Source organism: Streptacidiphilus anmyonensis (assembly GCF_000787855.1).
GTDB classification, from domain to species: Bacteria; Actinomycetota; Actinomycetes; order Streptomycetales; family Streptomycetaceae; genus Streptacidiphilus; species Streptacidiphilus anmyonensis.
In genome coordinates, this window is record NZ_BBPQ01000042.1 from 1 (window position 1) to 22,022 (window position 22,022).

The 22,022-nt window shown below is 69.9% G+C and carries 24 protein-coding genes; 23 read left to right on the forward strand and 1 reads right to left on the reverse strand.

What is annotated here, in order from left to right:
* The 22 genes from rho to murA form a co-directional block, all read left to right on the forward strand.
* Window positions 1-1,668 (forward strand): transcription termination factor Rho (rho, locus tag TR50_RS28310; protein WP_042428212.1); only part of this gene is annotated, 1,668 nt, incomplete at its 5' end.
* Window positions 1,669-1,771: 103 nt separating this feature from the next.
* Window positions 1,772-2,809: an LCP family protein gene (locus tag TR50_RS28315; RefSeq protein ID WP_042428215.1), complete on the forward strand. Its 1,038-nt coding sequence runs from the start codon at window positions 1,772-1,774 to the stop codon at window positions 2,807-2,809.
* Between the two features lie 137 nt (window positions 2,810-2,946).
* Entirely contained in the window at window positions 2,947-3,165 is a 219-nt protein-coding gene (gene rpmE, locus TR50_RS28320) for a 50S ribosomal protein L31 (protein WP_042373553.1), read from the forward strand.
* Between the two features lie 136 nt (window positions 3,166-3,301).
* Window positions 3,302-4,375 (forward strand): peptide chain release factor 1, encoded by a 1,074-nt coding sequence (prfA, locus tag TR50_RS28325; RefSeq protein ID WP_042428219.1) that lies wholly within the window; start codon window positions 3,302-3,304, stop codon window positions 4,373-4,375.
* 59 nt (window positions 4,376-4,434) lie between these two features.
* Complete coding sequence (gene prmC / locus TR50_RS28330) at window positions 4,435-5,301, forward strand: peptide chain release factor N(5)-glutamine methyltransferase (protein WP_042428222.1); 867 nt, start codon at window positions 4,435-4,437, stop codon at window positions 5,299-5,301.
* A 15-nt stretch (window positions 5,302-5,316) separates the two neighbouring features.
* A complete protein-coding gene (locus tag TR50_RS28335) occupies window positions 5,317-5,964 on the forward strand; it encodes an L-threonylcarbamoyladenylate synthase (RefSeq protein WP_042386659.1) in 648 nt (215 codons plus the stop codon).
* 59 nt (window positions 5,965-6,023) lie between these two features.
* Window positions 6,024-6,647, forward strand: a complete 624-nt coding sequence (locus tag TR50_RS28340) for an arsenate reductase/protein-tyrosine-phosphatase family protein (RefSeq protein ID WP_084701112.1) — start codon at window positions 6,024-6,026, stop codon at window positions 6,645-6,647.
* A 161-nt stretch (window positions 6,648-6,808) separates the two neighbouring features.
* Entirely contained in the window at window positions 6,809-8,098 is a 1,290-nt protein-coding gene (glyA, locus tag TR50_RS28345; protein ID WP_042428226.1) for a serine hydroxymethyltransferase, read from the forward strand.
* A gap of 119 nt (window positions 8,099-8,217) precedes the next feature.
* Window positions 8,218-9,594 (forward strand): MraY family glycosyltransferase, encoded by a 1,377-nt coding sequence (locus TR50_RS28350; protein WP_084701114.1) that lies wholly within the window; start codon window positions 8,218-8,220, stop codon window positions 9,592-9,594.
* A 133-nt stretch (window positions 9,595-9,727) separates the two neighbouring features.
* A complete protein-coding gene (locus tag TR50_RS28355; protein WP_052441419.1) occupies window positions 9,728-10,150 on the forward strand; it encodes a Cg1360 family ATP-synthase-associated protein in 423 nt (140 codons plus the stop codon).
* Between the two features lie 190 nt (window positions 10,151-10,340).
* On the forward strand, window positions 10,341-11,153 hold the full coding sequence (gene atpB / locus TR50_RS28360) for a F0F1 ATP synthase subunit A (protein WP_042428229.1): 813 nt from the start codon (window positions 10,341-10,343) through the stop codon (window positions 11,151-11,153).
* Window positions 11,154-11,239: 86 nt separating this feature from the next.
* Window positions 11,240-11,491: an ATP synthase F0 subunit C gene (gene atpE, locus TR50_RS28365; protein WP_042373565.1), complete on the forward strand. Its 252-nt coding sequence runs from the start codon at window positions 11,240-11,242 to the stop codon at window positions 11,489-11,491.
* Window positions 11,492-11,530: 39 nt separating this feature from the next.
* Window positions 11,531-12,085: a F0F1 ATP synthase subunit B gene (locus tag TR50_RS28370; protein ID WP_042428231.1), complete on the forward strand. Its 555-nt coding sequence runs from the start codon at window positions 11,531-11,533 to the stop codon at window positions 12,083-12,085.
* Complete coding sequence (locus tag TR50_RS28375) at window positions 12,082-12,897, forward strand: F0F1 ATP synthase subunit delta (RefSeq protein ID WP_042428233.1); 816 nt, start codon at window positions 12,082-12,084, stop codon at window positions 12,895-12,897. Before TR50_RS28370 ends, TR50_RS28375 begins: the two co-directional genes overlap by 4 nt.
* Window positions 12,898-13,035: 138 nt before the next feature.
* Window positions 13,036-14,610 carry a F0F1 ATP synthase subunit alpha gene (gene atpA, locus TR50_RS28380; protein ID WP_042428235.1) on the forward strand — a complete coding sequence of 525 codons (1,575 nt, stop codon included), beginning with the start codon at window positions 13,036-13,038 and terminating at the stop codon, window positions 14,608-14,610.
* A 25-nt stretch (window positions 14,611-14,635) separates the two neighbouring features.
* Window positions 14,636-15,547, forward strand: a complete 912-nt coding sequence (locus tag TR50_RS28385; protein WP_042428238.1) for a F0F1 ATP synthase subunit gamma — start codon at window positions 14,636-14,638, stop codon at window positions 15,545-15,547.
* Between the two features lie 4 nt (window positions 15,548-15,551).
* Window positions 15,552-16,997: a F0F1 ATP synthase subunit beta gene (atpD, locus tag TR50_RS28390; RefSeq protein WP_042428241.1), complete on the forward strand. Its 1,446-nt coding sequence runs from the start codon at window positions 15,552-15,554 to the stop codon at window positions 16,995-16,997.
* 114 nt (window positions 16,998-17,111) lie between these two features.
* Entirely contained in the window at window positions 17,112-17,483 is a 372-nt protein-coding gene (locus TR50_RS28395; RefSeq protein WP_042428245.1) for a F0F1 ATP synthase subunit epsilon, read from the forward strand.
* Window positions 17,484-17,634: 151 nt separating this feature from the next.
* Complete coding sequence (locus TR50_RS28400) at window positions 17,635-18,102, forward strand: DUF2550 domain-containing protein (RefSeq protein WP_042428248.1); 468 nt, start codon at window positions 17,635-17,637, stop codon at window positions 18,100-18,102.
* 10 nt (window positions 18,103-18,112) lie between these two features.
* Window positions 18,113-18,568, forward strand: coding sequence for a MarR family winged helix-turn-helix transcriptional regulator (locus tag TR50_RS28405; RefSeq protein ID WP_042428250.1), 456 nt, complete (start codon window positions 18,113-18,115; stop codon window positions 18,566-18,568).
* Window positions 18,569-18,584: 16 nt separating this feature from the next.
* Window positions 18,585-19,157 (forward strand): cob(I)yrinic acid a,c-diamide adenosyltransferase, encoded by a 573-nt coding sequence (locus TR50_RS28410; RefSeq protein ID WP_042428253.1) that lies wholly within the window; start codon window positions 18,585-18,587, stop codon window positions 19,155-19,157.
* A 114-nt stretch (window positions 19,158-19,271) separates the two neighbouring features.
* A complete protein-coding gene (gene murA / locus TR50_RS28415; RefSeq protein WP_042428256.1) occupies window positions 19,272-20,552 on the forward strand; it encodes a UDP-N-acetylglucosamine 1-carboxyvinyltransferase in 1,281 nt (426 codons plus the stop codon).
* A gap of 45 nt (window positions 20,553-20,597) precedes the next feature.
* On the opposite strand, the gene TR50_RS28420 is transcribed toward murA, so the two are convergent.
* Window positions 20,598-20,900 carry a putative signal transducing protein gene (locus TR50_RS28420; RefSeq protein WP_201776888.1) on the reverse strand — a complete coding sequence of 101 codons (303 nt, stop codon included), beginning with the start codon at window positions 20,898-20,900 and terminating at the stop codon, window positions 20,598-20,600.
* Between the two features lie 130 nt (window positions 20,901-21,030).
* Here TR50_RS28420 and TR50_RS28425 point away from each other — a divergent pair, with 130 nt between their 5' ends.
* A complete protein-coding gene (locus tag TR50_RS28425) occupies window positions 21,031-21,885 on the forward strand; it encodes a 3-hydroxyacyl-CoA dehydrogenase family protein (protein ID WP_084701116.1) in 855 nt (284 codons plus the stop codon).
* Window positions 21,886-22,022: the final 137 nt, after the last annotated feature.

The window sequence follows — 22,022 nt, forward strand, 5'->3', positions numbered from 1 at the left end:
CGCCGCAGCCGCCGGGCCACCGCGCCGGCCGGTTCGCCGGAGGGCGGCGCCGCGACCGCGACCGTCGCGACCGAGGCCGCGCAGGCGTCCGCCACGGCCGCCCCGGCCCAGCAGCAGGCGGAGAAGACCGAGAAGTCGGAGAAGGCTGAGAAGGCCGTCGCCGAGAAGCCCGCCGCCGAGGCGCAGGCCGCCGCCGGCACCGAGACCCGCGAGCGCGGCGAGCGTGCCGACCGCGGCGACCGGGGCGAGGGCCGTGAGAGCCGTCGCGAGCGCCGCAACCGCCGTGACCGCCGCGAGGGCGGCCAGGACGGCGGCCAGGGCCAGCAGGGCCAGGGCGGTCGCCAGCAGGACGGCCAGGGCGGCCGTCAGGGCCGTCAGCAGCAGAGCCAGAGCCAGGGCCAGGGTCAGAGCCAGCAGGGCGGCGACTTCGAGGACGACGAGTTCGGCGGCCGTCGCCGCGGTCGCTACCGCGACCGCAACCGCCGTCGTGGCGACCGTTTCGACGGCGTGGCCGAGCCGCAGGTCGGCGAGGACGACATCCTGATCCCCGTCGCCGGCATCCTGGACATCCTGGACAACTACGCGTTCGTGCGGACCTCCGGCTACCTGGCCGGCCCGAACGACGTCTACGTCTCGCTGGCCCAGGTCCGCAAGAACGGCCTGCGCAAGGGTGACGCGATCACCGGCGCCGTGAAGCAGCCGAAGGAGGGCGAGCGCCGCGAGAAGTTCAACGCGCTGGTCCGCCTCGACTCGGTCAACGGCACGGACGCGGAGCAGGCGCGCAACCGCCCGGAGTTCAACAAGCTCACGCCGCTGTACCCGCAGGACCGGCTGCGCCTGGAGACCGACCCGGGGGTGCTGACCACCCGCATCATCGACCTGGTCGCCCCGATCGGTAAGGGTCAGCGTGGTCTGATCGTCGCCCCGCCGAAGACCGGCAAGACGATGATCATGCAGGCGATCGCCAACGCGATCACCCACAACAACCCCGAGACCCACCTGATGGTCGTCCTCGTCGACGAGCGTCCGGAAGAGGTCACCGACATGCAGCGCTCGGTCAAGGGCGAGGTCATCTCCTCGACCTTCGACCGCCCCGCCGAGGACCACACCACCGTCGCCGAGCTCGCCATCGAGCGCGCCAAGCGCCTGGTGGAGCTGGGCCACGACGTGGTCGTGCTGCTGGACTCGATCACCCGTCTGGGCCGCGCCTACAACCTGGCGGCGCCGGCCTCCGGCCGCATCCTGTCCGGTGGTGTCGACTCGACCGCGCTCTACCCGCCGAAGAAGTTCTTCGGCGCCGCGCGCAACATCGAGAACGGCGGCTCCCTGACGATCCTGGCCACCGCGCTGGTCGAGACCGGCTCGCGCATGGACGAGGTGATCTTCGAGGAGTTCAAGGGCACCGGCAACATGGAGCTCAAGCTCGACCGGAAGCTCGCCGACAAGCGCATCTTCCCCGCGGTGGACGTCGACCCGTCCGGCACCCGTAAGGAAGAGATCCTCATGTCCCCCGAGGAGCTCAAGATCGTCTGGAAGCTGCGCCGGGTGCTGCACGCGCTCGACTCGCAGCAGGCGATCGAGCTGCTGCTGGACAAGATGAAGCAGACGAAGAGCAACGCCGAGTTCCTGATGCAGATCGCCAAGACCACTCCCGGTCAGGACGACTGATCTCACCTTTTCCGGTGAATGAACGTGTGGCCCCGGGCTTTCTGCCCGGGGTTTCACGTTTTTCTGAGAAGGGTTTTAAGGCGCATCCCGTACCTTCGAGGACATGTCCGACAAGTGGGCGAAGCTGCGCGGAACGCGGTCGCGCCGTGCCATGCGCATCCTGGCGCTGTGCACGGCCGTGGTGGTCCTGCTCTGCGGGGCCGGAGCAGGCTGGGTGTACTGGAAGCTCAGCCACAATCTCAAGACGGTCGACTTGAGCGGTGAGCTGACCCCGCCCGCTCAGGACGCCTCCGGCGCGATGAACATCCTCGTCCTGGGCTCCGACTCCCGTGCGGGAGCGAACGGGAAGCTGGCGGGCGGCACCACCGACGGCACGGCCCGCTCGGACACGGCGATGGTGGTGCACGTCAACGAGGCGCACACGGCCGCCACGGTGGTCTCCGTCCCCCGCGACACCCTGGTGGACCGCCCGGCCTGCGGGGCCACCCCCGCGGCGTCCGGCGCCATGTTCAACACCGCCTTCGAGGTCGGTGGCGCGAGCTGCGCGGTCAGGACCGTCGAGGCGATGACGGGCCTGCGGATGAACCACTACCTCGAGCTCGACTTCGCCGGCTTCGCCAAGCTGATCGACGCACTCGGCGGCGTGGACGTCACCACGACGATTCCCATCGACGACGCCCTGAGCGGCCTCCACCTCCCCGCGGGCACCCACCACCTCGGCGGCGACCAGGCCCTGGCCTTCGTGCGCACCCGGCACGGGGTGGGGGACGGCAGCGATCTCGGCCGCATACAGCTCCAGCAGGAGATGGTGAAGTCGGTGCTGAAGCAGATCGAGAACCTGGACCTGTTCAGCAGCCCGACGAAGCTCTTCTCGATCGCGGACTCCGCGACGGGCTCGGTCACCACGGACTCCACGCTCGGCTCGGTCCACTCCCTGCTCGGCTTCGCCGAGGGCCTGCAGCACGTGAAGTCCACCGACATCACGGGCGTGACGATGCCGACCACGACGGCCCCCGGCGACCCGAACCGGCTGGTGACCCTCCAGCCGCAGGCGGACGAGCTCTGGGCGGCCCTGAAGGCCGACCGGCCGGTCCCGTCCTCGGTCATGGAGCTCCAGCCGAAGAACCCGGCCGAGAGCTGAGGCGGCCGGAATATCCGCCCGCGCAAGGTCGTTTTGGAGCACGGCGCCAGTCCTGGCAGACTGGTACGTCGGTCCCGGTTCACGGACAGCGTCCGCTCCTCCGACCCGGAACCCTCCCGCAAACCTAGGAGCATCCCTTGAAGCGCGACATCCACCCGACCTACGTGGTCACCCAGGTCACCTGCACCTGCGGCAACGAGTTCACCACCCGCAGCACCGAGAACTCCGGCGTCATCCGCGCCGAGGTGTGCTCGGCCTGCCACCCCTTCTACACCGGCAAGCAGAAGATCATGGACACCGGTGGCCGCGTGGCCCGCTTCGAGGCCCGCTTCGGCAAGAAGCACGCCAAGGCCTAACCGCCTTGCGGCGCCGGCCGGGCGTACCCGTGGTTTCCGCGGGTGCGTTCCGGTCGGCGCCGTTCGCGTTGGCCCCCTTGCCCCTCTCGGCCGAGCCCCGCTCGGTCGAATCGGTTCGAAAGAAGGCTCAGCTCCCATGTTCGAGGCAGTCGAGGAGCTCCTGAACGAGCACGCGACGCTGGAGGAGCGTCTCGCCGACCCGGCGGTGCACGCCGACCCGGCGACGGCGCGGCAGCTGTCCAAGCGGTACGCGGAGCTGACGCCGATCACCAAGGCCTACCGCGAGTGGCGCCAGGCCGGCGAGGACATCGAGGCGGCCCGCGAGCTCGCCGCCGACGATCCGGACTTCTACGCCGAGATCAAGTCGCTGGAGGCCCAGCGCGAGGAGCTGACCGAGCGGCTGCGGCTGCTGCTGGTCCCGCGCGACCCGAGCGACGACAAGGACGTGCTGCTGGAGGTCAAGGCGGGCGAGGGCGGCGAGGAGTCCGCGCTGTTCGCCGGCGACCTGCTGCGCATGTACCTGCGCTACGCCGAGAAGATGGGCTGGAAGACCGAGATCATCGACTCCAACGAGTCCGACCTCGGCGGCTACAAGGACGTCCAGGTCTCGGTGAAGTACCGCGGCGGCCACCCCGAGCCCGGCCAGGGCATCTGGGCGCGGCTGAAGTACGAGGGCGGCGTGCACCGCGTGCAGCGCGTGCCGGCGACGGAGTCGCAGGGCCGCATCCACACCTCCGCGGCGGGCGTCCTGGTCACCCCCGAGGCCGAGGACGTCGAGGTCGAGATCAACGCGAACGACCTGCGCATCGACGTCTACCGCTCCTCCGGGCCGGGCGGGCAGTCGGTCAACACCACCGACTCCGCCGTCCGCATCACGCACCTGCCCACCGGCATCGTCGCGTCCTGCCAGAACGAGAAGAGCCAGCTCCAGAACAAGGAGCAGGCCATGCGCATCCTCCGCTCCCGCATCCTCGCGGCACTGCAGGAGGAGGCCGACCGTGAGGCCAGCGACGCGCGCCGCAGCCAGGTGCGCAGCGTGGACCGCTCCGAGCGGATCCGCACCTACAACTTCCCGGAGAACCGGATCTCCGACCACCGCACCGGCTACAAGGCGTACAACCTGGACCAGGTGCTCGGCGGCGAACTCGACGCGGTGATCCAGTCCGCCGTCGACCAGGACGCGGCCGCCCGCCTCGCCGAGGCCACCTGACCCAGCCGTACCGGCCCGAGCCCTGCCGGTCCGCTCAAGTCCGCTAAGAGAGGCGCGACGTGAACCTCCTCCTCGCCGAGGTGGCCCGAGCCACCCAGCGGTTGGCCGATGCCGGTGTGCCCTCGCCGCGGTTCGACGCGGAGGAGCTCGCAGCGTACGTCCACGACGTCAAGCGCGGCGAGCTGCACGGCGTCAAGGACGCCGACTTCGACGCCCGCTACTGGGAGGTCATCTCCCGGCGCGAGGCGCGTGAGCCGCTCCAGCACATCACCGGCCGGGCCTTCTTCCGCTACCTGGAGCTCCAGGTCGGTCCGGGCGTCTTCGTGCCCCGGCCGGAGACGGAGTCGGTGGTCGGCTGGGCGATAGACGCGCTGCGCGACATGGACGTCGCCGAGCCGATGGTGGTCGACCTGTGCACCGGCTCCGGCGCCATCGCGCTGGCGCTGGCGCAGGAGGTGCCGCGCAGCCGCGTGCACGCCGTGGAGCTCTCCGACGACGCCCACGCCTGGGCCCGCCGCAACATCGACGCCAGCCCGGACGCCGCCCGGATCGAGCTGATCCAGGGCGACGCCACCCGCGCCTTCGAGGACCGCCCCGAGCTGAGCGGCCAGTTCGACCTGGTCATCAGCAACCCGCCGTACATCCCGCTGACCGAGTGGGAATACGTCGCTCCGGAGGCTCGCGACCACGACCCGGAGATGGCACTCTTCTCCGGCGAGGACGGACTCCACACCATCCGCGGCATCGAGCGCGTCGCGGCGCGCCTGCTGCGGCCCGGGGGAGTGGTCGTCGTCGAGCACGCGGACACCCAGGGCGGGGTCGTCCCCTGGATCTTCCGCGAGGAGGCCGGCTGGACCGACGCCGCCGACCACCGCGACCTGAACAACCGCCCCCGCTTCGCCACCGCGCGCCGCGCCGTCCTGTAGGGAAGGGATCCACCGATGAGTCGTCGCTACGACTGCTCCGACGCGACCGAGCGCGCCGCCGGTCTGCGTGAGGCCGCCTCCGCGATCCGCCGGGGCGAGCTGGTGGTCATCCCCACCGACACCGTCTACGGCCTGGCCGCCGACGCGTTCTCCGCCGAGGCCGTCGCCGAGCTGCTCGCGGCCAAGGGCCGCGGCCGCAACATGCCCACCCCCGTGCTGGTCGGCTCGCCGACCACGCTGCACGGTCTGGTCACGGACTTCTCCGAGTCCGCGTGGGAGCTCGTCGACGCGTTCTGGCCGGGCGGCCTGACCCTGGTCACCCGTCACCAGCCGTCGCTGCGGTGGGACCTGGGCGACACCCGCGGCACCGTGGCCGTCCGCATGCCGCTGCACCCCGTCGCGATCGAGCTGCTGAACACCACCGGCCCGCTCGCCGTCTCCAGCGCGAACCTGACCGGCGGCCCGTCCCCGGCCACCTGCGACGAGGCCGAGGAGCAGCTCGGCCAGTCCGTCTCGGTCTACCTCGACGGCGGTCGCGCCGACCACGCGGTGCCGTCCACGATCGTCGACGTCACCGGCAAGATCCCCGTTCTGCGCCGCGCGGGTGCGGTCTCACTGGAGCAGCTCCGTGAGGTCGTACCAGACGTGGAGGCCGGCAGTTGACCGGGCGCCATCGCCTCCGGCCGCCGATACGTCCTCTCCCGCGCCTCCACCACGAGGTCGTGAGCCATCGCTTCGGCGCGTTCCGCATCCTCTACGTCTGCACCGGCGGCGTCTGCCGCTCGCCCATGGCCGAGCGGCTGACCCGTCATGAGCTGACGCTCCGTCTGGGCGAGGACGCGAAGACCGAGATATCGGTCGAGAGCGCGGGCACCTGGGGTCACGAGGGCGCCCCGATGGAGTCCCACGCGGCGGAGATCCTCGCCGAGTTCGGCGCGGACTCCACCGGCTTCGTCGGCCGCGAGCTGCTTGACGACCACGTCATCGAGGCGGACCTGGTCCTGACGGCCACCCGCGACCACCGGGCCCAGGTGATCTCCATGGGCCACGACGCGGGCCTGCGGACCTTCACCCTGAAGGAGTTCACCCGCCTCGTCCGCGCCATCGACCCGGCGACCCTGCCGGACTCCGTCGGCCCCGGCGCCCTGGCCGAGCGCGCCCGCGTCCTGGTCCGCGCCGCGGCCGCGCTGCGGGGCTGGCTGCTGGCCGCCTCCCCGGAGGCGGACGAGGTCGACGACCCGTACGGCGCACCTCTCGGCATGTTCCGCAACTGCGGCGAGGAGATCTTCGACGCCCTGGACCCGATCGTCACCGCGTTGACGGGCGTCAGCCGGGTGCGCGTCTGAGCTCGTCCGAGCTCGCGCCGACCCCCGGGACACGGGGGGCGCCCGCTCCGGGGACCTGCCGCGCCCAAGCCGAGGTCGGCGGCGCGTCCCGTGTCCCGCCTCCTTGGGCGTGCTGGCGCCACCGGCTCGGCGTACCGTGACCACCGGAGGTGCATGCGGCCATGGCGACCCTTGCGACCAGTGACGAATCCACGCAGGCGGCGCTCGCCGATGTGCCCGACGACGCGCTGACGGCGCTGCTCGCACGCGAGGACGACCGCCGCCGCCGGCAGGTCAACCTCCTGGCCGGGGAGAACCTCGAGTCGCCCGGCGTGCTCGCGCTGCTGGGGAGCGCGTTCGCGGACAAGTACGCCGAGGGGTACCCCGAGCGGCGGCACCACACCGGGTGCGGGCCCGCCGACGACGTGGAGACCCTGGCCGTGGCCCGTGCGAAGAAGCTGTTCGGGGCCGACCACGCGAACGTGCAGCCGTACTCCGGCTCCATCGCCATGCTCGCCGCCGCCGCGGCGCTGCTGCGGCCCGGGGACGCCGTCCTGGCGATGTCCCTCGCGCACGGCGGCCACCTGACCCACGGCTCCTCCGCGAACTTCTCCGGACGCTGGTTCTCCGTCTCCGCGTACGGGGTCCGCCGCAGCGACGGGCTGATCGACCTCGACCAGGTGCGGGACCAGGCGCGGGCCCGGCGGCCCAAGGTGATCGTCGCGGGGGCGATCTCGTATCCGCGGGTGATCGACTGGGAGGGCTTCCGGGAGATCGCCGACGAGGTGGGCGCGTACCTGGTCGCGGGCGCCGCCCAGACGCTCGGGCTCTCCGCCGCCGGGGTGATCCCGTCTCCCGTGCCGTACGCGGACGTCGTCTGCGGGGTCACCCACAAGGTGCTGGGCGGGCCGCGCGGCGGGCTGATCCTGTGCACGCGGGACCTGGCCGAGCGGGTGGACCGGGCGGTGTTCCCCTTCGTCCAGGGCGGGCCGATGGTCAACCAGCTCGCCGCCAAGGCGTACGCGCTCGGCCGGGCGGCCGCCCCGGCCTTCCGGGAGTACGCGGCGCTGACGGTCGCGAACGCGCGGCACCTCGCGGCCGAACTGGAGGGCCGTGGCCTGCGTCCGCTCACCGGGGGCACCGACACGCACCTGGTGACCGTGGACGCCCGGGGCCTGGGCCTCACGGGCCGCGAGATCGAGCGGCGCTGCGAGAGCGCGGGGCTGCTGCTGGGCCACTGCGCGGTGCCCTACGAGGACGTGCCGCCCGCGTCGGCCTCCGGGCTGCGGATGGGGACGCTGAGCGCGACCACCGTGGGCATGGGGAAACCGGAGATGACCGAGGTCGCCGACCTGATCCAGGCGGCCGCAGGGAATCCCGATGATTCGGTCACGCAGCGCGTCCAATCGCTCGCGCAGCGTTTTCCCAGTCTGTCGACAAAACCGCAATGCGGGAAGTCGGCGTCCTCATGAATAGGGTGTGTGCGTGACGCACCTCCATTCCCGAGCGCAGAGCCACCTCGCGCCCAAGGCAAGGCGGCTATGCTCTGCCGTTGTCACGGGGGTGTCCAGCGCAGCAATGGAGGACTCTGGTGCGTGAGTTCCTGCTGACGCTCTGTGTGACCGCGGCAGTGACCTACCTGCTGACCGGTCCGGCACGGAAGTTCGCCATCATCGCGGGCGCCATGCCGGCTGTTCGCGACCGCGACGTGCACAAGGAGCCGACGCCACGACTCGGCGGCATCGCCATGTTCGGCGGTCTGTGCGCCGGCCTGCTCACCGCCGACCACCTGTCGGCCCTGCACGCCGTCTTCCAGAACTCCAGCGACGTGCCGGCCCTGCTGTCCGGCGCGACCATCATGTGGGTGCTGGGCGTGCTGGACGACAAGTGGGGCGTGGACGCCCTGGTGAAGCTCGGCGGGCAGATGGTCGCCGCGGGCGTCATGGTCTACCAGGGCCTCACCGTGCTGTGGTTGCCGATCCCGGGGGTCGGCACCGTGGCGGTGACGGACACCTGGGGTTCCTTCATCACCGTCGCGCTGGTGGTCATAAGCGTGAACGCGGTGAACTTCATCGACGGCCTGGACGGTCTGGCGGCCGGCATGGTCTGCATCGCGGCCGGGGCGTTCTTCGTCTACGCCTACCGGCTCTGGTACGGCTTCTCGGTGCCGGACGCGGCGCCGGCCGCGCTGTTCAGCGTGATCCTGGTCGGCATGGTGCTGGGCTTCCTGCCGCACAACTTCCATCCCGCGCGGATCTTCATGGGGGACTCGGGGGCGCTGCTGCTCGGCCTCGTGCTCTCGGTCTGCATGATCTCGGTGACCGGCCGGGTCGACCCCGACGTCATCACCGCGCAGAGCGGCGGCAGCCAGACCACCGCGGTGCACGCGATGGTGCCGATCTACATCGTGCTGCTGCTTCCGCTGACGGTGATCGCCATTCCGCTCGCGGATCTCATTCTCGCGGTGGTGCGCCGCACTTGGGCGGGAAAGTCCCCTTTCGCGGCGGACAAGCAGCATCTTCATCACCGACTGCTGCAACTCGGGCATTCCCACAGCCGCGCAGTATTGATCATGTATTTCTGGGCCGCGCTGCTCGCCTTCGGCACCGTCGCCTTCTCGGTGGACCGCACCGAGCGTCTCGCTCTCAACGTCCTGCTCGGGTTGCTGGTCCTCGGCATCCTGATGCTGCTCTTCCCGCGGTTCCGGCCGCACGCGCCGCGCATGGTGGAGCGCTTCGTTCCGCCCCGGTATCGCCGGACCGTAAAGGTAAGGGATGTTCTTACCGAAGAGGCGGTAAAGGAGATCACGGACGAGCCCATTCCGGCAGGTGCGGCCCTCTCCGTCGCAGATGAGGACCTGTTGGACAAGATCGGAACAGGCTCGCACGCGATGCGTCGCCATTCGGGCACATCGGGACGATCCGGTGCTGGTGCAGAGCGTGTGTCAAGGAGCACACCAAGAAAGTAAAGACTGCACCAAATAGCTTGTGATATCGTTCACGACATCAGGAGAGCTGCCGAAGGACCTTATGGGAGAAGGTCGTTCGGCCCAGGTCTCCTCCTGATCGTCCGCACGACCCCCACCCCCCGGAGCTTTGACGATGCTGTCCAACGACGCCCGGATCCTGCGCGGCTGCGCCCTTGTGGCGGCGCCGGTGTGGGTCCTCGCCGTGGTTCTCAGCACCGTGCTGGCCGGCTCCAAGGGACTGATCGGCGCCTTGGTGGCGCTCGCCGTGGTCGTGGTGGTGTTCGCGGGCGGATTCGCCGCACTGATGAGACTCACCCGGGACAAGCCGCAGCTGGTCCTGACCGGTGGACTGCTGGTCTACGCGGTGCAGATGCTGCTCGCAGGCGTCTTCATCGTGGTCTTCAAGCACGCTTCGTTCTTCAACGGCAAGGCCTTCGGGTTCTCCCTGCTGGCGACTCTGCTCGCCTGGGTGGGCGGGCAGGTCTGGTTCACCTTGAAGAGCAAAACCCTCTACGTCGATCCCTCGGCCGGTTCGAAGCCCGACGGCAAGGACTGAACGTAAGGCCCGCGTAAAGGTAGTACCAAGACATCTGCTATCGTCCGGATTCCGGAGCCCCCTGCGCGACCACGAGCGTCAAGCGGCGTGTGCGGCTCCGGTCAACCCGATCACGGTGCCAACGCGGCGGTCGCTGTCGCGCCGACACACAAGGTTGCAGTTCTGATGCTTCACGACGAAGGAGTCAAGGGTGAGTAGCCCCTCCACGACGCTCTTGGCGAGCGGGTGTCACATCACCCCCTCTGGATGCGGTTTCCCGGCCCCCGGGCTGGACTCCTTCAACTTCAAGCCGATCTTCAGCATCGGGAGCTTCCACTTCACGAAGCCGATGCTGCTGGCGCTCATCTGCATGGTGCTGGTGGTCGGCTTCTTCTGGACCGCGTTCCGCAAGCCGAAGCTGGTCCCGGGCAAGCTGCAGCTGGTCGGCGAGATCGGCTACAACTTCATCGCCCGGAACATCGCGCGTGAGGTCATCGGCAAGAAGGGCGACAAGTTCGTCCCGTTCCTGACGTCGATCTTCTTCTTCGTCTGGCTGATGAACATCATGTCCATCATCCCGCTCGCCCAGTTCCCCGTGGCCTCGCGTTTCGCGTACCCGGTGGCCCTGGCCGCGCTGGTGTGGATCACGTACATGTACCTCACCTTCAAGACCCACGGGTTCGTCGGCGGCTGGAAGCACCTGACGATCATCGAGGGTCTGCCCAAGCCGCTGGTCCCGCTCATCGTCGTCCTGGAGTTCCTCCAGAACGTCATCACCCGCCCGTTCACCCTCGCGGTGCGACTGTGGGCCAACATGTTCGCGGGCCACATGCTGATCGTGATGTTCAGCGCGGCGACCTGGTACCTGCTGACGCCGTCGGTGTACGCCCTCTTCTCGGGCGGCTCCTTCGTGCTCGCGATCGGTATGACCGCCTTCGAGGTCCTGATCCAGTTCCTGCAGGCCTACATCTTCACCCTGCTTGCTTCGCTCTACATCAGCGGAGCGCTCGAAGAGGGTCACTGATCCTCGCGCGTTAGCCCGTACCAACCATCAGATTTCCGGCGGGAAGCCCCCTGTCGGATCGCTTCACAAGAAGGACAAGGGTCACCATGTCTGCTCAGCTCGTCGACCTCGCCGCTGCCGCCACCGGCGTCAAGGGCAACCTGGGTGCCGTCGCCTACGGCCTGGCCGCCATCGGCCCGGGTGTCGGTATCGGTCTGGTCTTCGGTCACTCCATCGAGGCCATGGCCCGTCAGCCCGAGGCCATGCCGATCATCCGCCAGAACATGTTCCTCGGCTTCGCCCTGTGTGAGGTTCTGGCCCTCCTCGGCCTGGTCGTTCCGTTCATCTTCACGGCCTGAGTCGAAACCCAGTAGCCACACTCGACGAAAGGTTCAGACATGCTGACGCTGACGCAGCTGGCTGCGGAGGGGCCTCAGAACCCGCTGATCCCCGCCACGTCGGAACTCATCATCGGCCTGATCGCGTTCTTCATCGTGTTCGGCGTCCTCGGCAAGAAGCTCCTGCCCAACATCCAGAAGACTCTGGAGGAGCGGCGCGACGCGATCGAGGGTGGCCTGGAGCGGGCAGCTGAGGCGCAGGCCGAGGCCACCCGGACGCTGGAGGAGTACAAGGCCCAGCTCGCGGAGGCCCGTCACGAGGCCGCTCGGATCACCGAGCACGCCCGTGAGCAGGGTTCCATGATCATCGCCGAGGCCCGCGAGGAGGCGCAGCGTCAGGCTGCGATCACCGTCGCCCACGCCCAGGCGGAGATCGAGCGCACCCGTGGTCAGGTGACCACCGCGCTGCGGCACGACATCGGCCGCATCTCGCTCGAACTGGCCGGCAAGGTCGTCGGCGAGTCCCTCGAGGACTCCGCCCGCCAGAGCCGCACCATCGACCGCTTCCTTGACGAGCTCGAAGCCAAGGCAGCGGAGTCGGCGGGTGCCAAGTGAGCGGCTCCACCCGGCAGTCCACCGCGGCCGCCCGTGAGCGTCTCGAGGCGCTGACGGACAACACGTCCGTCGACCTCGCCGCGCTGTCGAGCGACCTGCTGGACGTGACCCGGGTGCTGGACCGCGAGGTCTCGCTGCGCCGCATCCTGACGGACCCGGCCGCCCCCGGTCAGGCCAAGGCCGACCTGGTCGCCGGCCTGCTCCAGGGCAAGGTCGGGGCCGAGACGGTCGACCTGCTCTCGGGCATGGTCCGCTCCCGCTGGAGCGCCGGCCGCGACCTGTCGGACGCGACCGAGCAGCTGGCCGCCCTGGCGCTGATCATCGGCGCCGACAAGGCGGGCGAGCTGGACGACGTCGAGGACGAGCTGTTCCGCTTCGGCCGTGTCGTCGCCGGCAACCTGGAGCTGCGCTCCGCGCTGACCGACGGCGCCGCCACCACCTCCGCCAAGGCGGAGCTGGTCCGGAGCCTGCTCGGCGGCAAGGCCAAGGCCGCGACCGTCGCGCTGGTCACCGCCCTGGTGACGCAGCCGCGTGGTCGTAGCCTGGAGAGTGGCCTGGACGAGTACGCCCGTCTGGCCGCCGGCCGTCGCGGTCGCGTGGTCGCCCTGGTGACCACCGCGGTGCCGGTGTCCGACACCCAGAAGGAGCGCCTCGCCGCCTCCCTGGCGACCCTGGTGGGCCGCCCGGTGCACCTGAACCTCGACGTGGACCCCGCGGTCCTCGGCGGAGTCCGGGTCCAGATCGGCGACGAGATCATCGAGGGCACGATCGCGGGTCGTCTCGACTCCGCGGACCGGAGCCTGGCCGGCTGAGAAAGCCGCATCCCGACCCTCGGTCGGTACACAACAGAGGACGGTCAGAGCCTCGTTCGCAGGACCTGACCGAGAGTCGAATACTTGCGGCCCTCCACGGGCGGGCCGAGGACGCAACTAGGAGAGCAGGGAACCCAGATGGCGGAGCTCACGATCCGGCCGGAGGAGATCCGGAACGCGCTGGACAACTTCGTCCAGTCGTACCAGCCGGACGCCGCCTCGCGTGAAGAGGTCGGCACCGTCACCTTCACGGCTGACGGCATCGCCAAGGTCGAGGGTCTTCCCTCGGTCATGGCCAACGAGCTGCTGAAGTTCGAGGACGGCACCCTCGGCCTCGCGCTCAACCTCGACACCCGCGAGATCGGTGTCGTCGTCCTCGGTGAGTTCGGTGCGATCGAGGAGGGCCAGACGGTCCGCCGCACCGGCGAGGTGCTGTCCGTTCCGGTCGGCGAGGGCTACCTCGGCCGCGTGGTGGACCCCCTCGGCAACCCGATCGACGGCCTCGGCGAGATCGAGACCCACGGCCGCCGCGCGCTGGAGCTCCAGGCTCCGGGCGTCATGGTCCGCAAGTCGGTGCACGAGCCGATGCAGACCGGCATCAAGGCCATCGACGCGATGACCCCGATCGGCCGCGGCCAGCGCCAGCTGATCATCGGCGACCGCCAGACCGGCAAGACCGCGGTGGCGATCGACACCATCATCAACCAGCGCGACAACTGGCGCTCGGGCGACCCGAAGAAGCAGGTCCGCTGCATCTACGTCGCCGTCGGCCAGAAGGGCTCCACCATCGCCTCCGTTCGCGGTGCGCTGGAGGAGGCCGGTGCGCTCGAGTACACCACCATCGTCGCCGCCCCGGCGTCGGACCCGGCGGGCTTCAAGTACCTGGCCCCCTACACCGGCTCCGCCATCGGCCAGGAGTGGATGTACGACGGCAAGCACGTCCTGATCATCTTCGACGACCTGTCGAAGCAGGCCGAGGCCTACCGCGCCGTGTCGCTGCTGCTGCGCCGTCCGCCGGGCCGCGAGGCCTACCCGGGTGACGTCTTCTACCTGCACTCCCGCCTGCTGGAGCGCTGCGCGAAGCTCTCCGACGAGCTGGGCGCCGGCTCGATGACCGGTCTGCCGATCATCGAGACCAAGGCCAACGACGTCTCGGCGTACATCCCGACCAACGTCATCTCCATCACCGACGGCCAGTGCTTCCTGGAGTCCGACCTGTTCAACGCCGGCATCCGCCCGGCCGTGAACGTCGGTATCTCGGTCTCCCGCGTCGGTGGCTCCGCCCAGATCAAGGCCATGAAGTCGGTGGCCGGCCGTCTGCGTCTGGACCTGGCCCAGTACCGCGAGCTGGAGGCGTTCGCCGCCTTCTCCTCCGACCTGGACTCGGCCTCCAAGGCCCAGCTGGAGCGTGGCGCCCGCCTGGTCGAGCTGCTGAAGCAGGGCCAGTACCAGCCGTTCCCGGTCGAGGAGCAGGTCGTCTCGATCTGGGCCGGCACCACCGGTCGCCTGGACGACGTCCCGGTCGCGGACGTGCGCAAGTTCGAGCGTGAGTTCCTGGACTACCTGCGCCGCGAGCACAAGGGCGTCCTGACCACCATCGTCGAGACGCAGAAGCTCGAGGACGGCACGATCGAGTCCCTCACCGAGGCGATCAACGCCTTCAAGCGCGAGTTCACCACCCACACCGGTGCGCTGCTCGGCGAAGACGCCTGACGAGACGGAAAGGACGTAACGACCCATGGGAGCACAGCTTCGGGTCTACAAGCGCCGGATCCGCTCTGTCACCGCGACGAAGAAGATCACCAAGGCGATGGAGATGATCTCCGCGTCGCGCATCATGAAGGCGCAGCGCGCGGTGGCCGCCTCCACCCCGTACGCGACTGAGCTCACCCGCGCGGTGACCGCGGTCGCGACGCGATCGAACGCCAAGCACCCGCTGACCACCGAGCCCGAGGGCGCCACCCGCGCCGCCGTGCTCGTGGTCACCGCGGACCGCGGTCTGGCCGGCGGTTACTCCAGCAACGCCATCAAGGCGGCGCTGGAGCTGACCAAGCGGCTCCAGTCCGAGGGCAAGGCCGTCGAGACGTACATCATCGGCCGCAAGGGCGTCAGCTACTACGGGTTCCGCAACCTCCCGGTCGCGGGCTCGTGGGTCGGGTTCTCCGACAAGCCGACGTACCAGGACGCCAAGGAGGCGTCCGCGGCCCTGATCGACGCGTTCGTGACGGAGACGGCCGAGGGCGGCGTGGACGAGCTCCACATCGTCTCCACGGAGTTCGTCTCGATGCTCACCCAGAACCCGGTGGAGGCCCGCCTCCTGCCGCTGTCGCTGGCTGAGACCGAGGCCGACGCCGAGGAGCAGGGACCGTTCCCGCTCTACGACTTCGAGCCGTCGGCCGAGGGCGTCCTGGACGCCCTGCTGCCGCGGTACGTGGAGAGCAGGATCTACAACGCGCTGCTGCAGTCGGCTGCTTCCGAGCACGCCGCCCGCCGCCGCGCGATGAAGAGCGCGACGGACAACGCCGGCGAGCTCATCAAGTCGCTCACGCGACTCGCCAACACGGCCCGCCAGGCCGAAATCACCCAGGAAATCAGCGAGATCGTCGGTGGCGCGAGCGCCCTGGCCGACGCGACCGCGGGGAGTGACTGACACTATGACTGCCACTGTAGAGACGGCCACGGCGACGGGCCGCGTCGCGCGGGTCATCGGCCCGGTCGTCGACGTGGAGTTCCCCGTCGACGCCATGCCGGACATGTTCAACGCCATGCACGTCGAGATCGACGCGCCCGACGGCACCGGCAAGAAGACGCTGACCCTCGAGGTCGCGCAGCACCTGGGCGACGGGATGGTCAAGGCCATCTCGATGCAGCCCACCGACGGCCTGACCCGTGGCGCGGCGGTCACCGACACCGGCTCCGCGATCTCGGTGCCGGTCGGCGACATCACCAAGGGCAAGGTCTTCAACGCCCTGGGCGAGGTGCTCAACACCGACCGTGAGGCGTTCAACGCCGAGGTCACCGAGCGCTGGCCGATCCACCGCAAGGCGCCGAACTTCGACCAGCTCGAGTCCAAGACCGAGATGTTCGAGACCGGCATCAAGGTCATCGACCTGCTCACCCCGTACGTCCAGGGTGGCAAGATCGGTCTGTTCGGTGGTGCCGGTGTCGGCAAGACCGTTCTGATCCAGGAGATGATCTACCGCGTCGCCGAGAACTTCGGTGGTGTGTCCGTGTTCGCCGGCGTCGGCGAGCGCACCCGTGAGGGCAACGACCTCATCCACGAGATGGTCGACTCGGGCGTTCTGGACAAGACCGCCCTGGTCTTCGGCCAGATGGACGAGCCGCCGGGCACGCGTCTGCGCGTCGCCCTGTCCGCGCTGACCATGGCGGAGTACTTCCGCGATGTGCAGGGCCAGGACGTGCTCCTCTTCATCGACAACATCTTCCGGTTCACCCAGGCCGGTTCCGAGGTGTCGACCCTGCTCGGCCGTATGCCCTCCGCGGTGGGTTACCAGCCGAACCTGGCCGACGAGATGGGCCAGCTCCAGGAGCGCATCACCTCGACCCGCGGTCACTCGATCACCTCGATGCAGGCGATCTACGTCCCCGCGGACGACCTGACCGACCCGGCCCCGGCCACCACCTTCGCCCACCTCGACGCGACGACGGTTCTCTCCCGTCCGATCTCGGAGAAGGGCATCTACCCGGCCGTGGACCCGCTGGACTCCTCGTCCCGCATCCTCGACCCGCGGTACATCTCGGCCAACCACTACGACACCGCCGTGCGTGTCAAGGGGATCCTGCAGAAGTACAAGGACCTCCAGGACATCATCGCGATCCTCGGTATGGACGAGCTGTCCGAGGAGGACAAGGTCACCGTCAACCGGGCGCGCCGCATCGAGCGCTTCCTGTCGCAGAACACCTACGTCGCCAAGCAGTTCACCGGCGTCGACGGCTCCACCGTGCCGCTGTCCGAGACCATCGACGCGTTCAACGCGATCGCGGACGGCAAGTACGACTCGGTGCCGGAGCAGGCGTTCTTCATGTGCGGTGGCATCGACGACCTCGAGCGCAACGCCGCCGAGCTCGCCAAGAAGTAGTCCGCTGCGGAAAAGGGGCGGTTCCGACCGCTGGTTGGGACCGCCCCTTTCCCACCCGTTATTCTTTTCCCCACCCCCGCTTCACGGCGGGGGGTCGAGACCGAGGAGCCCACGGTGGCTGAGCTGCACGTCGAGCTGGTCGCGGCCGACCGAAAGGTCTGGTCGGGCGAGGCCACGATCGTCCTTGCCCGTACCAAGTCCGGTGACATCGGCATCCAGCCGAACCACACCCCGGTCCTGGGTGCCATGGACCCCCAGCCGGTGACCATCCGCCAGGCGGACGGCACCACGGTGATCGCGGCGGTGCACGGCGGCTTCCTGTCCTTCGCGGACAACAAGCTGTCGATCCTGGCCGAGGTCGCGGAGCTGGCCGACGAGATCGACGTCGACCGCGCCGAGCGGGCCCTGGCCTCCGCCAAGGCTGACTCCGAGGCCGTGGCCCAGCGCCGCGCCGAGGTTCGGCTCCTTGCGGCGACCGGCCGCTGAGACGCTCGAAGGAGCGTTTCGGCGACACGAGCTTCACCGGCAGTCCCGGGGCACCTACGGGTGACCCCGGGACTGCTGTATCAGTTGACAGCAGTAACGGTTGAGCTACAGCAGGACGTCGGCTCGGGGGCCGACGAGGAGGGAGCCGGGCATGGTGCTCGCGGTGGGCGTCGTCCTCGCGGTGCTGCTGGTCTGCCTGCTCGGGCTGGGGGCCTTCGCGGTACGGCGGCGTCTGATCCAGAGACCTGGCGGCACCTTCGACTGTTCGGCGCGCCTGCACGTGCCGCCGCCCCCCGCACCGGGGGAGTCCGCCGACGAGGCGGGCGGCAAGGGCTGGATCTTCGGGATCGCCCGCTACAACAACGACTCGGTCGAGTGGTTCCGCGTCTTCAGCTGGGCCCCGCGTCCGCGCCGGGTGCTGGAGCGCTCGCAGATCGAGGTGATCGAGCGCCGCACGCCCGAGGGGCAGGAGGAGCTGGCGCTCCTGTCCGGTGCGGTGGTCCTGGTCTGCACCCACGCGGGCGAGCCGCTGGAGCTCGCGATGAGCGAGGACGCGCTCACCGGGTTCCTGGCCTGGCTCGAGGCCGCGCCTCCCGGCCAGCGCGTGAACGTGGCCTGAGCGCCCCGGCATGGACGAGCTCGTCGAGCACGAAGGCGTGGTCCTCTGGGGCCTGATGGGCAACGTGTACCGGCTGATCAACGACCGGCTGCGGCACGACATCGCCGACGCCACCGGCCTGGACGGCTCCGAGTTCGAGTTCCTGCTGCGCCTGGCCCGCTTTCCCGGGGCCCGGGGGATGGCCACCCGCGTCGGCGAGACCATGGGCTTCACCTCCGCCGGCACCACCAAGCTGGTCGCCCGGCTGGAGCGCAAGGGCCTGATCGGGCGCTCGCGCGACCCCGAGGACGGACGCGCGTACCTGGTCCGGATGACCGAGGCCGGCGCGGAGGCGCTGCGGCTGGGCCTGGAGGCCCATGTCCCGCGCCTGGACGAGGAGGTCCTCGGCCACCTCAGCGCGGCGGAGCGGAGCTCCCTGCGCACCCTGCTGACCCGTCTGGACCCCACCCTGCGCCCCGGACGCTGAGCGCTACGCTGCGGGCATGGTCAACCTCACGCGCATCTACACCCGGACCGGCGACGACGGCAGCACCGCGCTGGGCGACATGAGCCGCACCCGCAAGACGGACACCCGGCTCGCCGCCTACGCCGACAGCAACGAGGCCAACGCCGCCCTCGGCGTCGCCCTGGCCTGCGGAGGGCTGGACCCGGAGGTCGCCGCCGTGCTGACCCGCGTCCAGAACGACCTCTTCGACGTGGGCGCGGACCTGGCCACGCCGGTGGTCGAGGATCCGAAGTACCCGCCGCTGCGGGTGCTCCAGTCCTACATCGACCGCCTGGAGGCGGACTGCGACCGGTTCAACGCCGAGCTTACGAAGCTGCGCAGCTTCATCCTCCCCGGCGGCACCCCGGGCGCGGCCTACCTGCACGTCGCCTGCACCGTGGTGCGGCGCGCGGAGCGGAGCACCTGGGCGGCGATCGAGGAGTACGGCGACGGGATCAACCCGCTGACGGCGAAGTACCTGAACCGGCTCTCGGACCTGCTGTTCATCCTGGCGCGCTCGGCGAACAAGTCGGTGGGCGACGTGCTGTGGGTGCCGGGGGAGAACCGCTAGGCGGTTGTCCGTCCGTCCGCGACCGCGACCGGCGCGGCCCCGACGCGACCCCGACGCGGCCTCAGGCCGTCGGTCGGACGGGAAGCCGGTGAACGCAACGTACGATGCCTGACCATGGAACGGTTCCGGGTGGTCGGCGGGGCGCGGCTCGCGGGGCGGGTGCGCGTGCCCGGCGCGAAGAACAGCGCACTGAAGCTGATGGCGGCGACGCTGCTGGCAGAGGGCGAGTTCAGGATCGGCAACCTGCCGCGGATCCTGGACGTCGAGATCATGGCGGAGCTGCTGCGCCGGATGGGTTGCGAGGTCCGGCTGGAGTGGACGGACGAGTCCGCCGGCACCGCGTTCGTCACCGTGCCGGGTGAGATCGGCCACGAGGCCGACTACGACCTGGTGCGGAGGTTCCGCGCCTCCATCGCCGTCCTCGGCCCGCTGCTGGCCCGCTGCGGGCGGGTGCGCGTGGCCCGGCCCGGCGGGGACGCGATCGGCTCGCGCGGGCTGGACATGCACATCGACGGCCTGACCCGGCTGGGTGCGCGGATCACCACCGAGCACGGCTTCCTCGTCGCGGAGGCCCGTTCCGGTGGTCTGATCGGCGCGCCGGTGGAGCTGGAGTTCCCGAGCGTCGGCGCGACGGAGAACATCCTGATGGCCTCGGTCCTGGCCAAGGGCGAGACCGTCATCGACAACGCGGCGCGCGAGCCCGAGATCGTCGACCTGTGCGAGATGCTCGTCGCGATGGGCGCGAAGCTCGACGGCGCGGGCACGTCGACCATCGCCGTCCAGGGCGTCGACCGGCTGCTGCCGGTCTCCTACGACACCGTCCCCGACCGGATCGTCGCCGGGACCTTCGGCGTGGCCGCGGCGATGACCATGGGCGACGTGCGCGTGGACCACGCGCGCGCCGAGCACCTGCGCATCGCCCTCGACAAGCTCGTCGCGGCGGGCGCGCAGGTCAGCGCGGACCCGGAGGGCTTCCGCGTGGTGATGGAGCGTCGCCCGCGCGCGGTGGACGTGGTGACGCTGCCCTATCCGGGCTTCGCGACGGACCTCCAGCCCCAGTTCGCGGCGATGAACGCGGTCGCGGAGGGGACGGCGATGATCACGGAGAACATCTTCGAGGCCCGGTTCGTCTTCCTCCAGGAGCTCGCCCGCCTCGGTGCGGACGTTCGCACCGACGGCCACCACGCGGTCCTGCGGGGCGTCCCGCGGCTCTCCGGCGCGCCGGTGGTCTCCTCCGACGTCCGCGCCGGGGCGGGCCTCGTCCTGGCGGGCCTGGTCGCTGACGGCACGACACTGGTCTCGGAGATCCACCACATCGACCGCGGCTACGCGGGCTTCGAACAGCAGCTGCGGGCGCTGGGCGCCCGGATCACCCGCGAGAAGGAGTTGCAGTAGCCCTCGGCGGCGCGGCTCCCCGCGCCCTCGGGCAGTGCAACCGACTCAGCGCAGCAAGGCCCGTGCCCGGTCCGCGTCGTCCAAGAAGACCATGACGCGTGGTCCCGCCTTGGTGTCCGCCAGGGTGGAGCGGATGCCCGCCTGCTCCAGGAGGGCGCCGATCGCCAGCGCCTGTGCGCTGTCCGCCGGGGCGGCGACGGGGACCAGCAGGCCGTACTCGTTCGGCGCGCCCGGCGCGGGACTCCGCGGGACGACCGAATGGCCCTTGCTCCACGTCCAGCGCAGGAGCAGGACCAGGACCCCCATCACCAGGAACGGTGCCAGCACCCGCAGGGTGAGCGCGATCACGCTCCCATTCTGCTTCGGACGGCCGCGAAGTGTGTAGATTCCTCGCAGGCACGACGCCGTGCGCGGGTGATCCTCGTCGTGCGGCGGGCCACCGGGCCACACCACACGACACGACACGGAGGACACCACCGTGACCAGCAGCATCGCCGTCGTCGGAGCCGGCCTCATGGGTTCCGGCATCGCCCAGGTCTCGGCCGCAGCCGGCCACGACGTGGTGCTGCGCGACGTGACCGACGCCGCCCTGACCCGCGGTCTGAACGGCATCCGCGACAGCTACGCCCGTTTCGTCGCCAAGGGGAAGATGACCCAGGACGAGATGGACGCCGCCCTCGCGCGGATCACCACCACGACCGACCTGGGCGCCGCCTCCGGCGCGGACATCATCGTCGAGGCGGTCTTCGAGCAGCTGGAGATCAAGGAACGCGTCTTCCGCGAGCTCGACAAGATCGCCAAGCCGGGCGCCGTGCTGGCGACCAACACCTCCGCGATCCCGATCACCCGCATCGCCGCCGTGACGGAGCGTCCGGAGGACGTCGTCGGCGTGCACTTCTTCTCGCCGGTGCCGATGATGCAGCTGGTCGAGCTGGTCCGCGGCTACAAGACCAGCGACGCCGCGCTCGCGACCGCCCGCGAGTTCGCCGAGAGCGTCGGCAAGACCTGCGTCGTCGTCAACCGGGACGTCGCGGGCTTCGTGACGACCCGCCTGATCACCGCCCTGGTCGTCGAGGCCGTCAAGCTCTACGAGTCGGGCGTGGCCACCGCCGAGGACATCGACACCGCCTGCCGCCTCGGCTTCGGCCACGCGATGGGCCCGCTGGCCACCGCGGACCTGACCGGCGTCGACATCCTGCTGCACGCCGCGCACAACATCTACTCCGAGACGCAGGACACCAAGTTCGCCGCGCCGGAGATCATGGCCCGCATGGTGACCGCCGGCGACCTCGGTCGCAAGAGCGGCCAGGGCTTCTACGGCTACCAGAAGTAGCCCCGATGTGACGTGGGCCCCAGGTGAGTTGGCTCACCCAGGGGCCCACGGCCCGTCGGATGTCCCCGATAATCAAACGAACATCCGCGCGGCCGGCCACCGGCAAAACGATTCTTCCTTCACCTACACGGGTGATT